Source organism: Bacillus cereus (assembly GCF_002567495.1).
Taxonomy (GTDB): Bacteria; Bacillota; Bacilli; order Bacillales; family Bacillaceae_G; genus Bacillus_A; species Bacillus_A cereus_AQ.
The window spans coordinates 1-15,809 of sequence record NZ_NVAP01000033.1 but is presented as its reverse complement, the minus strand read 5'-3'; the positions used below and the strand labels follow the sequence as shown (position 1 = coordinate 15,809).

The window sequence follows — 15,809 nt, the reverse complement described above, 5'->3', positions numbered from 1 at the left end:
TTCCTTATGTTAACATCTTCGTTAGTTAATGTCAACTAAGTTTTTCATTTTGTTTTTCGTCTTCTGCGTTATTGCATCGGCGACTTGTTCTATATTACACCTCTAATTCCTAATCGTCAACATGTTTTTCTAAAAAAATATAAAAAGGCTTATTTCTTTTAAAATAAACCTTTTTATCATATATCATTCTATTCATTTGTTATTTTTCTATAATTGGTAACGAGACGATAAATTGGATAATACCATCCCTATATTCTGCTCGAATACTACCACCTTGTAACTCAACAATACTTTTCGCAATCGCAAGCCCAAGTCCAGAACCTTCTGTTACTCTACTTCGAGATTGATCTTTCTTATAAAAACGTTCAAACAAATTCGCTAACTCTTCTCTCGTAAATTCTTCGCTATGATTCGCTATAACAATTTGTATATCCCTACGCTGCCTTTGAAGGGAAACTTTTATCTCTCCATCATCTTTACTATATTTAATCGCATTCATTAGTAAATTATCAAATACACGGACCATCTTTTCCGAATCAATTGATGCATAAGCACGTTCCTCAGGAAACTTCTTAACAAACGTAAGTCCATGTTCTTCCGCCTGCGGTACTAACTCTTCTATTAATTGCTCGAGTAACTCATTTATACAAACTTCTTGTTTTTCTAACACAACTTGCTCATTTGTTAACTTCGTATACTCAAATAAATCTTCTATTAAATTCTTTAACTGCTCCGACTTTGCAAAAGCAATTCTCGTATACTCATCATGTTGTTCTTTATTTTCATATTTAGAATCTCGAAGTAATCGCAAGTAACCCATAATGGAAGTAAGTGGTGTACGTAAATCATGAGATACATTTGTAATAAGCTCGTTCTTTTGCTTCTCTAATTTACGTTCTTTTTCTATATTATTCATAAGCTCTTCCGCCATATTGTTAATATTCTCAGTTAAAGCTGCAATCTCATCTTCACCTTTTTTCTCAATACGATACGCTAAGTTTCCTTTTTCTATTTCCTTTACACCCTGTGCCATCGCTTCAATCTGCTTCATCTTCCTCTTTGTTATATAGAAGAAAGAGAAAATGAATACGAGTACACCTATGAAAAACGGAAACGGTCCTTCTTGCGTATCGTACATTACTACACCATCTGGTATTCCACTAACGAACATATATAAATTCTTATCTTCTATTGTAATAGGTGAAAAAGCTATAAATTCTTTTCTCGTATTTTCAAATACATCTCGACCATTTGAATAGTTGATTGCAAATGATGCTGCATTACGAATCGTATTATGCAAATCGATTTGCTCTTCTTGCGCCTGCTTCGTTTTATATAAAACTTTACCACTCTCATCAGTAACCAATATTTTTAAAGCTCTATTTCCTCGCTCTAAATTTTGATTCTCCATTTCGATCATATTGGATATAGCTTCTAATTTATTTTCATGAACCGAACTATTCGCTGCTCTTTGAGCTTGGTAATTAATTTGTTCCATACCAGCCCGATAATCGATAGTCGCTTGGCGATTCGCATTCTCAAAAAATGGCGCAGCTGCCTTTGCTGACAAAACTCCTAATAACGCACACGCAGCAAAAGTAGTAATCAATTGAATTCTTATACTCTTCCGTACGCTCTTTACTAATTTCTCAATTAATTCTCTTGTTTTCCTAACATAAGTAAACGGATTAAATATCTTTTTCAATCTTATACCCCACTCCCCATACTGTTTTTATATATCTAGGTTTCCTTGGATTCTCCTCAATCTTTTCACGTACTTTCCGAATATGAACCATTACCGTGTTATCCGACTGGAAAGACCGTTCGTTCCAAACCTTTTCATAAATTTGCTCTGCACTAAACACCATACCTGGGTTTCTAGATAACAATTCTAAAATCGAAAGTTCCCTCGGGGTTAGTTTCACTTCTTCTCCCTCTACAATGACTTTATGGGTTGAGATGTTTATTTTCATCTCTCCAATTTCTAACTCGTCCTCATTTTGAATAACAAAACCATTCATTTTCATATAACGGCGTAACTGAGATTTAATTCTTGCGATTAACTCTAACGGATTAAACGGCTTCGTTACATAATCATCTGCCCCTGTTGTTAATCCTAAGATCTTATCCATATCTTGCGTTTTCGCTGAAAGCATAATGATTGGCATTTCTTTTTCTTCCCTTACTTTCATACACATATGAATACCGTCTACTTTCGGCATCATAATATCTAATACGACTAGATGCACTTCATTTTCTTCCAGTAAACGTAGCCCTTCTTCTCCGTCCCCTGCTTGCAGTACTTTATATCCTTCATTCTTTAAATAGATTGTAATTAAATTTCGAATTTCTTTTTCATCATCTACGACAAGTATTGTTTCGTGTGCCACAATATCTCCCCCATCACTTTTTTAATCCCTAACTTCTATTATAGGAAAACTTCTGAAGAAAAACGCTCGGAAATCCTTAAGTTTTTCTGAAGACGCAAAAAAGGTCTAGACTCCCCTTAAGTCTAGACCTTTCAAAAAACCCCTTTTATCCCGCATTAACGGGCAGTAAGACTCCCACTTCAAAAAACTGCCCAAAACAACAATGTTACGCGGCAGATCAACTGCCAGTAAAAGCCCGATTAGTTGAACTTTATTTACGAACGTAGATGAAGTATAGTACGAATAAAACTCCCATAACATACATAATCGGATGAACCTCTTTACGACGACCACTCACAACCATTGTAATTGGATAGAAAATAAATCCAATCGCAATCCCCGTTGCGATACTATACGTAAGTGGCATAGAGATGATTGTAAAGAATGCTGGTACTGCAATCTCGAATTTCTTCCAATCAATTTCCCCTAAGGAAGAAACCATCAAGATTCCTACAATAATTAAAGCTGGCGCCGTTACAGCTGGTGTTACAACACTTAGTAATGGCGAGAAGAATAGTGCCAATAAGAAGAATCCTGCTGTTACAACTGCTGTAAATCCAGAACGTCCTCCCGCTGCTACCCCTGCAGACGATTCAATGTAAGACGTTGTTGTTGATGTACCCAAGATCGCACCAATTACAGTTGCAATCGCATCTGCAAATAATGCTTTTCCTGCACGTGGTAATTTATTGTTCTTCATTAATCCTGCTTGATTCGCAACCGCTACAAGCGTACCTGCTGTATCAAAGAAATCGATAAAGAAGAACGTTATAATAACAATCCCCATTTGAACAGTGAAAATATCTCCGAAGTGCGTTAACGCCACGCCGAACGTTGGTTCTAGGCTCGGTATTGCTCCCACTACAGCTTTCGGAGTATCAATTAATCCTGTTGCCACTCCTAAGATTGCGGTAAGAATCATACCGTAAAATACTGCACCATTAATTTTCTTAATCATGAAGATGATCGTAGTAACAACCCCGAAGATTGCTAGTAACGTTGTGCCCTTTGTTAAGTCCCCCAACCCAACAAGAACCGCATCATTTTTCACGATAATTCCGGCATTTTGGAATCCAAGGAAAGCAATGAATAATCCGATACCTGCCGCTACTGCAAACTTTAACTCCGATGGAATTGCATTAATGATTTTTTCACGAATACCTGAAGCTGTAAGAATAATAAAGATAATACCTGACATTAACGTTCCAGCAATTGCTGTTTGCCACGGAATCCCCATCGTTAACACTGCTGTATAAGCAAAGAACGCGTTAATTCCCATACCTGGCGCTAAAGCAATTGGATACTTCGCGAAAATCCCCATAATTAACGAACCGATCGCTGCTGCTAATGCTGTAGCAACGAACACTGCACCTGGATCCATCCCTGTACCTGCTGGTAACCCTTTAACATTTCCAAGCGACAGCGTAGCAGGATTGACAAATAGTACGTAAGCCATAGATAGAAATGTCGTTAACCCTGCTATGAACTCAGTCTTATAATTCGTACCGAGTTCATCAAACTGAAAATAGCGTTTCATCCTACGTTTCCCCCGTTATATGATTACTCGCCGTATTTCTCCTAGCCCTTTTTTATCCCGAGAAATAAAAAAGGCTTCCATTGCATATATACATGGAAGCGTTCTATAAACAAAGACAAGTTTCCCCTCATCTTTATACAAACGCCTCGTAGTCAAGCCATTTACGGTAGCTAGGTAGAAACTTTCGGGCCATATCCCCGATATTATACGACGGCATAATATTCACTTTTCGTTTGAATTACATACTCATATTAACTCGAGGTGGTGGTTTTGTCAATTTAAAAACGAACATTTTTATAAACTTTTATACTTTCGTTCGTATTAATGGTAAAAATAAAAAGATCCATCTATTCACGAATGATAGATGGATCTTTTTTATTACAATACTATTCCCACTCAATAGTTGCTGGTGGCTTACTCGTTACATCATACACGATACGGTTAACATGTTTTACTTCGTTTACGATACGTACAGAGATTTTCTCTAATACGTCCCAAGGGATACGTGCCCAATCAGCTGTCATACCGTCGATAGATGTTACCGCGCGGATACCTACTGTGTAATCATAAGTACGCTCGTCACCCATAACACCTACGCTACGCATACCAGGAAGCGCAGTGAAGTATTGCCAGATTTCGCGGTCTAATCCTGCTTTAATAATTTCTTCACGTAAAATCGCATCAGATTCACGAACAATTTCTAATTTCTCTTCTGTGATTTCACCTAATACACGAATACCAAGACCAGGGCCTGGGAATGGTTGACGCCATACGATTTCATCAGGAATTCCTAGTTCAGATCCTAATACACGTACTTCATCTTTAAATAACGTATTTAAAGGCTCAATTAATTTGAACTGCATGTCTTCTGGAAGTCCACCAACGTTATGGTGAGATTTAATTGTTTGTGCAGTTGCCGTACCACTCTCAACGATATCTGTGTAAAGTGTACCTTGTGCTAAGAAGTCCATACCTTGTAATTTAGATGCTTCATCATCAAATACGTAAATGAATTCGTTACCGATGATTTTACGTTTTTGTTCTGGATCTTCTACACCTTTTAACTTGTTCATGAAGCGTTCTTTTGCATCCACTTTGATAACGTTCATGTGGAAGCCTTCGCTGAATGTTTTCATAACGCCTTCTGCTTCATCTTTACGAAGTAAACCGTGGTCAACGAAAATACATGTTAATTGATCACCGATTGCTTTATGAATTAATACTGCTACAACAGAAGAGTCTACGCCGCCACTAAGTGCACATAGTACTTTTTTGTCTCCAACAGTTTCACGAATCTTTTCTAATTCTACTTCGATAAAGTTCTCCATGTTCCATCCTTCAGAACAACCACATACGCCGAATACGAAGTTTTTAATTAAATCGTTACCGTGCTCAGAGTGACGTACTTCTGGGTGGAATTGTACACCGTATAAGTTTTTCGCTTCATTGCTCATACCAGCAATTGGGCAAGACTCACTTGTTGCGTCTACTACGAATCCTTCAGGTAAACCAGTTACTAAGTCACCATGGCTCATCCATACAACTTGCTCTTCTGGAAGGTTCGCATATAATTTTGATTCGTTCTCTACTTTAAGAACAGCTTTTCCGTACTCACGGTGGTTAGCACGCTCTACTTTACCACCGAAGTGTTGTGTCATAAGCTGCATACCGTAACAGATACCGAAAATCGGTAATCCTAGTTCAAAGATTTTTTCATCACAATGTAATGCACCTTCACCGTATACACTATTTGGTCCACCAGAGAAAATAATCCCTTTTGGATTCATTGCTTTAATTTCTTCTGCAGTAATTGTATGTGGATGAAGTTCACTGTATACACCGAACTCACGAATTCGACGTGCTATTAACTGATTGTATTGACTTCCAAAATCTAAAACGATAATTGTATCGTGTTGCTTCTTCAAAATAATCACCCCAACGTTAGTTCTCGTATATAAATATTTTCACCAATTTGGCGAAAAGCATTACTAATATAATAAAAAAAGCCAGTCCTCCGCCTCTAGTCTCATAACAAAGAAAAGGCAGGGGTCTGGCTTTATAAAGAAAGATAGTCTCCGCTCTTTATAAATATAAGACACACTGCCTTCATAGTCAGGTTGTTTACGGTAACCCGGTAGAGACTCTCAAACCATATCATTGAGGATATATGAAGGATCGTTTTATATTATCTTCCTAGATTCTAACAATGAAGTATCTATATGGTCAAGAGAGAAAGCGACAAAATTCTACAGAAATTCATTTCCTTTTCTAAAAAACATAAAAAAACATCCATTTCTATATAGAAATGGATGTTTTTTAGGGCAAACGGAATTACATCATTCCGCCCATACCGCCCATGCCCATGCCGCCCATGTCAGGCATTGCTGGTGCATTTGGTTCTGGCTTGTCAGCTACTACAGCTTCAGTTGTTAAGAACATAGCTGCAACAGATGCTGCGTTTTGAAGTGCAGAACGAGTTACTTTAGCTGGATCTACGATACCAGACTCAAGCATGTTAACCCATTCGCCAGTAGCTGCGTTGAAACCAACGCCTACTTTTTCGCCTTTTAGACGCTCTACAACTACAGATCCTTCTAGACCAGCGTTGATTGCGATTTGACGAACTGGCTCTTCTAGTGCACGAAGTACGATGTTGATACCTGTTGCTTCGTCGCCTTCAGCTACGATAGAAGCTACTTTCGTGTATACGTTCATAAGTGAAGTACCACCACCTGCAACGATACCTTCTTCTACTGCTGCACGAGTTGAGTTCAGTGCATCTTCAATGCGAAGTTTGCGCTCTTTTAACTCAGTTTCAGTTGCTGCACCGACTTTAATTACTGCTACGCCACCTGCAAGTTTCGCAAGACGCTCTTGTAATTTTTCACGATCGAATTCAGAAGTTGTTTCTTCTAATTGCGCACGGATTTGACCGATGCGAGCTGCGATTTGCTCTGTATTTCCAATACCTTCAACTACAGTTGTGTTTTCTTTTGTAACAACAACTTTACCAGCGCGTCCTAAAGATTCAACTGTAGCAGATTTTAAGTCACGACCTAATTCTTCAGTGATTACTTCGCCACCAGTTAAGATTGCGATATCTTCTAGCATTGCTTTACGACGGTCACCAAATCCAGGAGCTTTAACAGCTACTACATTGAATGTACCACGAAGTTTGTTCACTACTAATGTAGCTAAAGCTTCGCCTTCTACATCTTCAGCAATGATAAGAAGTGGTTTACCTTGTTGTACCACTTGCTCTAATACTGGTAAGATTTCTTGGATGTTAGAAATCTTTTTGTCAGTAATTAAGATATATGGGTTATCAAGAACTGCTTCCATTTTGTCAGAATCAGTAATCATGTAAGGAGATGCATATCCACGATCAAATTGCATACCTTCTACTACGTCTAATTCTGTTGTGAATCCTTTAGACTCTTCTAAAGTAATAACACCGTCGTTACCAACGCGCTCCATTGCTTCAGCGATTAATTGACCTACTTCTTCGTCAGCTGCAGAAATAGCAGCTACTTGTGCGATAGAAGATTTACCTTCGATTGGTTTAGAAATCTCTTTTAATTCTGCAATTGCAGCAGTAACAGCTTTTTCGATACCTTTACGAAGACCCATTGGGTTAGCACCAGCTGTTACGTTTTTAAGACCTTCACGAATCATAGCTTGCGCTAATACAGTTGCAGTTGTTGTTCCGTCACCAGCTACATCATTTGTTTTGCTAGCAACTTCTGCTACTAATTTCGCACCCATGTTTTCGAATGCATCTTCTAATTCGATTTCTTTTGCGATTGTTACACCGTCATTTGTAATAAGTGGTGAACCGAATTTTTTCTCAAGTACAACGTTACGCCCTTTTGGTCCAAGCGTTACTTTTACTGCGTTTGCAAGAGTGTCGACACCGCGAAGCATCGAACGACGTGCTTCTTCACTAAATTTAATATCTTTTGCCATAATAATTGACCCCCTTGGATTTTTTAAGATTTATATAATTAACCGATAACTGCTAAAATGTCACTTTCACGTAAAATCAAGTAGTCAGTACCTTCGTATTTCACTTCAGTACCTGCATATTTTGAGAAGATGATAAGATCACCTGCTGCTACCTCTAAAGCAACACGCTCACCATTTTCAAGCACTCGACCAGTACCTACTGCAACAACTTTACCCTCTTGTGGTTTTTCTTTTGCAGTGTCTGGTAATACAATACCACTTGCTGTTTTTTCTTCTGCTTGAACAAGCTCAATTACAACGCGATCACCTAATGGCTTTAGCATGAACAATAACCTCCTCATTTTGTTATGTAAATTTTATTTATTAGCACTCAAGTCACCCGAGTGCTAACACACTTATAATAATAAATAATCTCAATTTCTTTTGCAAGTAAAAAAATCATAATTTTTTCGCAAATTACTATATAAACTTTCTATATAGAATACCGCCTTTACTATATGAAGCATTGTTTCCACTGCTCGTATGTTACAATATGAAAGGACACCCTAAGTTGTTTTCGCTACACACACAACTTTCTCCTGTCTTCTATTATAATTTCAAATAAGGATTTACGAAAAAAACATAATTTAAGTGAGGTTTATATCGTAGGTAGCATATTTACATGTTATCCTAACTTATCTCATACACTATAGTTAGAAAGGATGGTTAAACCATTTGAAAAAACAATATTGGTGGGTTATCGTTACATACATTTTAATGCAATTATCTGGCGCTGTTGGATTACCACTTCTCCTAAAAACAGGACTCTATGATAATAGAGGATTTACCATTGAGGAAAAAGGACAAATCATAATGGGACACTGGGCAATTATTAGCTTCTTTGTTGCATTATGTATCGTACTTTGGTTACTTAGAACAGATATTCGTGACAGACATTTAGATGCAACACGCTCTTCTGTTCCAGCTACAATTGGGTGGATTTTCATCGGATTCTTCTTAGCAATCATCTCACAATCCATTGCAGGTATGATTGAAATGTATGTATTAGGGGTTCCACGTGGATCTGAGAATACAGACAGACTAATGGACATCGCAAGAACGATACCTTGGTTCCTTATTGTTGTATCTATAATCGGACCTATCTTAGAAGAAATCGTATTTAGAAAAATTTTATTCGGTGCACTTTATAAGAAGTTCAACTTCTTTATTGCAGCTATCATTAGTTCGCTTGTATTCGCAGCAATTCATTTTGATTTTACTCACTTATTGGTATACACTTCTATGGGGCTCGTATTCGCCTTTTTATATGTAAAAACGAAGCGAATTATCGTTCCTATTGCAGCTCATGTTGCGATGAATACATTAGTCGCTATCGGGCAAATTTTTATGAGCAATGAGCAAATTCAAGAAATGATTAAAGAAGCTGAAAAAATGCAAGGCTTTATCGGAGGATTTTTTGTATGAGAAACTCACCATTGTTCATGGCTGCACTATACTTCCTTCTTGGATGTATCTTTACACGCTTCGCCATTACGAACGTAACAGATACAATCTGGAATGTGTGGACAATACTATTTGCAGTTATGGCAACAATTGATTTTAATTTGGCACTTCGCCTTATATTAGTTAAATTCACAAAGAAGAAACAATAATAAAACGCAGAGGTCGCTTCCTCTGCGTTTTATTGTGGATAATTTTTCAAAAAGTAAACTAATGTTTGTAACTCTACAGCTAAATCAATATGATGAATTCTAATATTCTCTGATACGTTTAATCGTGCTGGTGTGAAATTTAAAATACCGTGCACGCTCGTTTCAGCTAATCTATCTGCTACAGCTTGCGCTACTGTAGCCGGTACTGTTAATATTGCCACTTGTATATCATTTGATAATCTCTCTTCTAATTCATCTAAATGATATACAGGAATGCCTCCGATTTCTGTTCCAACTTTCTCTTCACTAACATCAAACGCCATTTCAATTTTTGTATTATTGTTTTTCGTGAAATTATAATGTAAGAAAGCGGTCCCTAAATTACCTACTCCAATAAGTGCTACACGCGTTATATCATCTTGATCAAGTGTTTCGCGGAAAAATGATAATAAATAATTTACGTTATATCCATATCCCTTTTTCCCTAACGCTCCAAAATACGAAAAATCTCTTCGTATTGTTGCGGAATCTACCTTTACCGCTTCACTCAATTCGGCCGATGAAACACGCTGCTTACCAGAAAGAGATAAGTTTTGGATAAATCGATAGTATAGAGGCAATCGTTTAGCAGTGGCTTGTGGAATCTTTTGCTGATCCATATGACCTCTCCTCTCTTCCTATCTTCATTCATATACTTTAATCAAATACAGAAGTTTAGTACTCATTAAATTCCTTGTATAATAAAGAGAAGAAGTATTCTCTCTTTATTTTAAACTATACACTATTTTTAGTATGATTGAGAAATATAAACATGGCAAAGTTAAGAAATTATTTGAGGTGAAAACATTGATTTTATTACAAGTAAATGGACTTTCGAAATTATACGGCGCAGAAACAATTCTCGCAAACATAAAATTGGAAGTACAAACAAAAGATCGTATCGCATTAGTTGGAAGGAATGGAGCTGGAAAATCTACATTATTAAAAATTATCGCTGGTGAGTTATCTCATGATGGTGGCGAAATTATAAAACCGAAAGATGTCTCAATAGGGTATTTAGCTCAAAATACCGGACTAGAAACGTCTTTAACAATTTGGGATGAAATGTTAACCGTCTTTACTCACTTACAGCAAATGGAGACAAAACTTCGAAGGCTAGAGCAAGAGATGGGAAAAGAAGAAAATTTTTCAAACGAAGCTACATACGAAAGATTGTTAGCTGATTATGACCAATTGCAACTCAATTATAAAGATCAAGGTGGATATCAATATGAAGCGGATATTCGCTCCATTTTAAGTGGCCTTGGCTTCCCAGTGGAAACACACCAGACAACGATTTCTACATTAAGCGGTGGACAAAAAACACGATTAGCTCTCGGGAAATTATTATTAACGAAACCCGACTTACTCATTTTGGACGAGCCTACAAACCATTTAGACATCGAAACATTAACATGGCTTGAGCAATATTTACAAGGTTATCCTGGTGCAATATTAATCGTTTCACATGACCGTTATTTCTTAGACAAACTCGTTACACAAGTATATGAAATTTCGAATAAAGAGAGCAGACGATTTGTTGGTAACTACAGTAAATATTTAGACTTAAAATCTGCCTTATACGAGCAAGAAATGAAACGTTACGAAAAACAACAAGATGAAATTGCCAAACTTGAGGACTTCGTCCAAAAGAATATAGCTCGCGCTTCTACAACGAAACGTGCGCAAAGTCGTCGTAAACAACTAGACCGAATGGAATTATTAACGAGACCATTAGGGGATTCTAAGTCAGCATCCTTCCACTTCGATATTGAAAAGCAAAGTGGAAATGATGTTTTACAAGTAAAGGATGCAACCATCGGCTATGATAAGGATCCTATAATTGAACATGTAACTATGCGCTTAACTCGCGGAGATAGTGTTGCTTTAGTTGGACCAAATGGAATTGGAAAATCCACATTGTTAAAATCTATTGTGAATAAGTTACCACTATTAAATGGTGATGTTTCTTTCGGATCAAATGTATCTGTTGGTTATTATGATCAAGAACAAGCGAACTTAACATCTTCTAAACGAGTTTTAAATGAATTATGGGATGAATATCCACTTCAACCTGAAAAGGAAATCCGTACTATACTCGGGAACTTTTTATTCACAGGAGATGACGTACTGAAACCAGTATCTTCTCTTAGTGGTGGACAAAAAGCTCGATTAGCTCTTGCAAAACTTATGATGCAAAAATCCAATTTATTAATTCTCGATGAGCCAACGAACCATCTTGATTTAAATAGTAAAGAAATTTTGGAGAATGCTTTAATTGATTATCCAGGAACTCTTCTATTCGTCTCACATGATCGTTACTTCATTAATCGCGTAACGACTACAGTTGTCGAGTTATCAACAGAAGGTGCGCAAGAATATTTAGGTGATTACGATTACTATGTGGAGAAGAAAAATGAAATGATTGAACGCGCAGCATTTGAACAACAAGAACAGCAAGAAAATCAGGCACCTGTTCAAAAAACTGTAGCTCAAGAAAAATTAAATTATCTCGAAGAAAAAGAGCGTAAACAATTAGAACGTCAACGCACTCGAAAAATTGAAGAGCTAGAACAAAACATCGTAAGCTTAGAAGAAGAAATTGCTACGTTAGAAGATCAACTTTGCTTACCAGAAATATATGCAGATTATGAAAAAGCTAGTGAAATTACAACTAAAAAACAAACGCTACAAGAACAACTTGAGACTTGTATGGCAGAATGGGAAGAGCTGCATGTATAAGATTATTTAAATAAGAAAGATGTCTCATCAGTCAGGATTTTTGACTATGCGACATCTTTTTTCTTTAAGTACATGAATAATTTTTTGAATATATCGATCGTAACTTGGAATATATCAACGATTTTTCAAATGCATCTATCGCAACCCTCTATATATCAACAATCCGACACGAAATATCGATTTATCGACAAGGATTGACAATATCAGCACTCTCTATAATGGAGGGATATTTCAAAATGTTTTTCGGAGATATCTTCTTGCTTTTTATTTCCCGAAAAAGAATACATTCAAAGGTCAGACTTCATCCAACTTATCCACAAGTTTATACACATATCCACCTTTATAAAAATGACTATTAAACCAACTTTTCCACATTATCCACAATCAACAAAAAAGTTGTCAACATTTTATATACACAATAAAACCCATATTATCAACAGATACTATGGGTTTTATCCACAAGCTGTGGTTAATTATGTGCATAACTATGCTTCAATATCTAATCCTGGATTCGCATTTAAGGCTAATGTTGCACGCTTACCTTGTTCATAAGCAATTGTCCCTGCCGCTGCAATCATTGCTGCATTATCTGTGCATAAAGATAGCGGTGGAATAATTAGTTCAATGTTTTCTTTTTGTGCAAATTCTGCTTCTAATCGCGCACGAAGTCCTTTATTAGCAGCTACTCCACCAGCAAGAAGTAATTGCTTTACATTATAAGCTTCTGCTGCACGAGCTGCTTTCGTTACAAGTACATCTATTACACTTTCTTGGAAACTTGCCGCTAAATCTTCTGGTTTAATTTCTATACCGCGTTGTTTCGCGTTATGCACAGTGTTGATAACTGCTGATTTCAATCCACTAAAGCTAAAATCATATGAATCCGGTTCTAGCCATGCACGAGGCAAATCAATTGTTGGTTCTCCTTCATGTGCAAGGCGATCAATATGAGGGCCACCTGGATATGGCATAGATAACGTACGAGCTACTTTATCATATGCTTCTCCAGCTGCATCATCTCGCGTTTCACCAATTACTTCAAATGAACCGTGTTCTTTCATATAAACAAGTTCTGTATGCCCACCAGATACAACAAGTGATAATAGTGGGAATTGAACTTCTTTTACTAAACGGTTCGCATAAATATGACCAGCAATATGATGAACACCGACTAGCGGAATATCATGTGCAAAAGCTACTGCCTTCGCTGCATTTACTCCGATTAGAAGTGCCCCTACTAAACCAGGCCCTTCTGTTACAGCAATTGCATCAATATCATCAAATGTGATGTTTGCTTCTTTTAAAGCTTCTTCTAACACAACTGTAATTTCTTCTACATGATGACGGGATGCAATCTCTGGTACAACGCCGCCAAAACGTTTATGACTTTCAATTTGTGATGCAACGACATTCGCAATAATTTCCGTTCCATTTTTAACAACCGCTACCGCTGTTTCATCACAACTTGTTTCAATCCCAAGTATAATCGTATTTTTTTCCATTATATATTCACCCACATTACAAGACCATCTTCCTGATTGTCTGCATAGTATCGTTTACGAATTCCACCATTTTGAAATCCATATTTTTTGTATAACTGCTTTGCTACTTCATTTGATACACGTACTTCAAGCGTCATTGTTTTTACCTCTAGTTCTTTCGCTTCTGAAATAACTGCTTTTAATAAGGCATCTCCTAACTTTTGACCTCGGTATTCTGGCAAAATAGCTATATTTGTTATATGTGATTCATCAATAATTATCCACAATCCACAATACCCGATTACACGACCATCTTTTTCTAACACAATATAATGTGCATGTTCATTCATCGTTAATTCACGGTGAAAGGCATCTGAAGTCCAAGGAGTTGAAAAAGATGCTTCTTCAATAGCTACAATTTGAGCAATATCATCAAGTTCCATCTTTCTAAATATCATATCCATCTTCTACAAACTCCTACTTGTTTTGACTTTCTAACCACTTTGTTTCAGCTTCAGCTAAACGAAGGTAGCTTGGAACAAACGTATGCACATCTTGTTCTTCTTTTTGTAATCCTAAGAATGCTAACTCACTTGGTCTTGGGTTATTTTTAGTGAAAGGAGCAAATATAGCTTGATCACCTAAATGTTCTATAATTGTTTCTTTATGCAATTTAACATCGTTACCGATAAATAAAACAGGCTGTCCTTTATCTTTTAACATTTGCAACCAGTCCACAATAAGAATAATTCGGTCTTCTTCTATTGAAGTTAACTGCTCTCCTTCGTATGTATATAATCCAGTATAGATTTGCCCACGTCTTCCATCAAATAAAGGACAAATTAATCCATTAAAGTTAGCACCGTTTGCAGCTACTACCTCTAAACTTGATACACCTACAATTGGTATTTGAAGTGACCAAGCTAATGTTTTTGCCGCTGTCACACCTATGCGAACACCTGTATATGATCCAGGTCCAGCAGCTACAACGATTTTAGTTAATTCCTTCGGTTTTACACCACATTCTTTTAACAGTTGCTCTACAGCTGGCATAAGACGTACAGAATGGTTTTTCGTTAAATTTGTAATGATTTCCCCAATTACGTTTCCTTCCTCAATAAGGGATACACCCATTACGTAATTTGAAGTATCAATTGCTAGTACTTTCATCTTGTAATAGCTCCTCACATAATCTAATATAGCGATCTCCAATTGGCTCGAGTATAATTTTTCTTGTGTCATCTCCAGCATGGAATAAACTAATTTGTAACTTTTCATTCGGTAAATATGCTTCTATTAAATGAGCCCATTCCACTACCGTAATTCCTTCACCGTAGAAATATTCATCAAAGCCTAAGTCCTCTTCGCTTTCTGCTAAGCGATACACGTCCATATGATATAGCGGTACTCTTCCTTTATATTCTTTAATAATATTAAAGGTAGGACTATTTACAACTCTTTTCACTCCAAGACCTTTTGCTAGTCCCTTTGTAAAAGTCGTTTTACCAGCTCCAAGATCTCCTTCTAAAATAATTACATCTTGTGCCTCTACGAGTTCACCTAGTTTTTCTGATAATCTTTGTGTTTCCTCAGAAGATTTTGTTGTTACTTCATATTTATTCACAGACTTCACCTACTTTACTCACAATGTTCTCTGCTCTTTATTATACAGGTTTTGAATATATAAAAAAGTCCTTAGGAGTTGTCCTAAGGATAGTTTGACTGTCTTTATTAGTTTTTTGTTAAAACAAATAAAAAAATACGAAACAACTTGTTTCGTTCTTTTCTTTATATAAAATGGCGGTCCCGACCGGGGTCGAACCGGCGATCTCCTGCGTGACAGGCAGGCATGTTAACCACTACACCACGGGACCATTTGGTTGCGGGGACAGGATTTGAACCTGCGACCTTCGGGTTATGAGCCCGACGAGCTACCGTACTGCTCCACCCCGCGATGATATAA

14 protein-coding genes, 2 tRNA genes and 2 riboswitches are annotated in these 15,809 nt (G+C 37.0%); of the genes, 3 read left to right on the top strand and 13 right to left on the bottom strand.

What is annotated here, in order from left to right; genetic code table 11:
• Nucleotides 1–199 precede the first annotated feature (199 nt).
• The 6 genes from ampS to groES all read right to left on the bottom strand — a co-directional run bounded on the left by ampS (nt 200) and on the right by groES (nt 8,255).
• Nucleotides 200–1,705, bottom strand: a complete 1,506-nt coding sequence (gene ampS / locus COK05_RS14970) for an aminopeptidase AmpS (RefSeq protein ID WP_098613194.1) — start codon at nt 1,703–1,705, stop codon at nt 200–202.
• A complete protein-coding gene (locus COK05_RS14965; protein WP_098613193.1) occupies nt 1,689–2,390 on the bottom strand; it encodes a response regulator transcription factor in 702 nt (233 codons plus the stop codon). Before COK05_RS14965 ends, ampS begins: the two co-directional genes overlap by 17 nt.
• A gap of 250 nt (nt 2,391–2,640) precedes the next feature.
• Nucleotides 2,641–3,966, bottom strand: a complete 1,326-nt coding sequence (locus tag COK05_RS14960) for an NCS2 family permease (RefSeq protein ID WP_000833082.1) — start codon at nt 3,964–3,966, stop codon at nt 2,641–2,643.
• A gap of 129 nt (nt 3,967–4,095) precedes the next feature.
• Nucleotides 4,096–4,197, bottom strand: a riboswitch (purine riboswitch).
• Between the two features lie 155 nt (nt 4,198–4,352).
• Nucleotides 4,353–5,891 (bottom strand): glutamine-hydrolyzing GMP synthase, encoded by a 1,539-nt coding sequence (gene guaA / locus COK05_RS14955; RefSeq protein ID WP_141539108.1) that lies wholly within the window; start codon nt 5,889–5,891, stop codon nt 4,353–4,355.
• Nucleotides 5,892–6,055: 164 nt separating this feature from the next.
• Nucleotides 6,056–6,157: riboswitch (purine riboswitch) on the bottom strand.
• A gap of 140 nt (nt 6,158–6,297) precedes the next feature.
• Nucleotides 6,298–7,932 (bottom strand): chaperonin GroEL, encoded by a 1,635-nt coding sequence (gene groL / locus COK05_RS14950; RefSeq protein ID WP_098613191.1) that lies wholly within the window; start codon nt 7,930–7,932, stop codon nt 6,298–6,300.
• Between the two features lie 38 nt (nt 7,933–7,970).
• Entirely contained in the window at nt 7,971–8,255 is a 285-nt protein-coding gene (groES, locus tag COK05_RS14945; RefSeq protein WP_000917311.1) for a co-chaperone GroES, read from the bottom strand.
• 391 nt (nt 8,256–8,646) lie between these two features.
• Here groES and COK05_RS14940 point away from each other — a divergent pair, with 391 nt between their 5' ends.
• The gene (locus COK05_RS14940) at nt 8,647–9,396 is read left to right on the top strand and encodes a CPBP family intramembrane glutamic endopeptidase (RefSeq protein ID WP_098613190.1); all 750 of its coding nucleotides are present in this window, start codon (nt 8,647–8,649) and stop codon (nt 9,394–9,396) included.
• Nucleotides 9,393–9,584 carry a YdiK family protein gene (locus COK05_RS14935; protein ID WP_001246204.1) on the top strand — a complete coding sequence of 64 codons (192 nt, stop codon included), beginning with the start codon at nt 9,393–9,395 and terminating at the stop codon, nt 9,582–9,584. Before COK05_RS14940 ends, COK05_RS14935 begins: the two co-directional genes overlap by 4 nt.
• 29 nt (nt 9,585–9,613) lie before the next feature.
• Here COK05_RS14935 and COK05_RS14930 read toward each other — a convergent pair whose 3' ends face one another.
• Nucleotides 9,614–10,243, bottom strand: coding sequence for a redox-sensing transcriptional repressor Rex (locus COK05_RS14930; RefSeq protein ID WP_000372699.1), 630 nt, complete (start codon nt 10,241–10,243; stop codon nt 9,614–9,616).
• A 187-nt stretch (nt 10,244–10,430) separates the two neighbouring features.
• On the opposite strand from COK05_RS14930, the gene COK05_RS14925 reads away from it, so the two are divergent.
• Nucleotides 10,431–12,365 carry an ABC-F family ATP-binding cassette domain-containing protein gene (locus COK05_RS14925; protein ID WP_213747608.1) on the top strand — a complete coding sequence of 645 codons (1,935 nt, stop codon included), beginning with the start codon at nt 10,431–10,433 and terminating at the stop codon, nt 12,363–12,365.
• Between the two features lie 485 nt (nt 12,366–12,850).
• Here COK05_RS14925 and tsaD read toward each other — a convergent pair whose 3' ends face one another.
• The 6 genes from tsaD to COK05_RS14890 form a co-directional block, all read right to left on the bottom strand.
• Nucleotides 12,851–13,867 carry a tRNA (adenosine(37)-N6)-threonylcarbamoyltransferase complex transferase subunit TsaD gene (tsaD, locus tag COK05_RS14915; protein WP_098613188.1) on the bottom strand — a complete coding sequence of 339 codons (1,017 nt, stop codon included), beginning with the start codon at nt 13,865–13,867 and terminating at the stop codon, nt 12,851–12,853.
• On the bottom strand, nt 13,867–14,310 hold the full coding sequence (rimI, locus tag COK05_RS14910) for a ribosomal protein S18-alanine N-acetyltransferase (protein WP_141539107.1): 444 nt from the start codon (nt 14,308–14,310) through the stop codon (nt 13,867–13,869). The genes tsaD and rimI overlap by 1 nt, the downstream gene beginning before the upstream one ends.
• A 13-nt stretch (nt 14,311–14,323) precedes the next feature.
• Nucleotides 14,324–15,016 carry a tRNA (adenosine(37)-N6)-threonylcarbamoyltransferase complex dimerization subunit type 1 TsaB gene (gene tsaB / locus COK05_RS14905; RefSeq protein ID WP_098613187.1) on the bottom strand — a complete coding sequence of 231 codons (693 nt, stop codon included), beginning with the start codon at nt 15,014–15,016 and terminating at the stop codon, nt 14,324–14,326.
• On the bottom strand, nt 14,997–15,470 hold the full coding sequence (tsaE, locus tag COK05_RS14900) for a tRNA (adenosine(37)-N6)-threonylcarbamoyltransferase complex ATPase subunit type 1 TsaE (protein ID WP_098613186.1): 474 nt from the start codon (nt 15,468–15,470) through the stop codon (nt 14,997–14,999). The genes tsaB and tsaE overlap by 20 nt, the downstream gene beginning before the upstream one ends.
• A 174-nt stretch (nt 15,471–15,644) precedes the next feature.
• A tRNA-Asp gene (locus COK05_RS14895) sits at nt 15,645–15,720 on the bottom strand.
• Between the two features lie 3 nt (nt 15,721–15,723).
• Nucleotides 15,724–15,800 (bottom strand) — tRNA-Met (locus COK05_RS14890).
• Nucleotides 15,801–15,809: the final 9 nt, after the last annotated feature.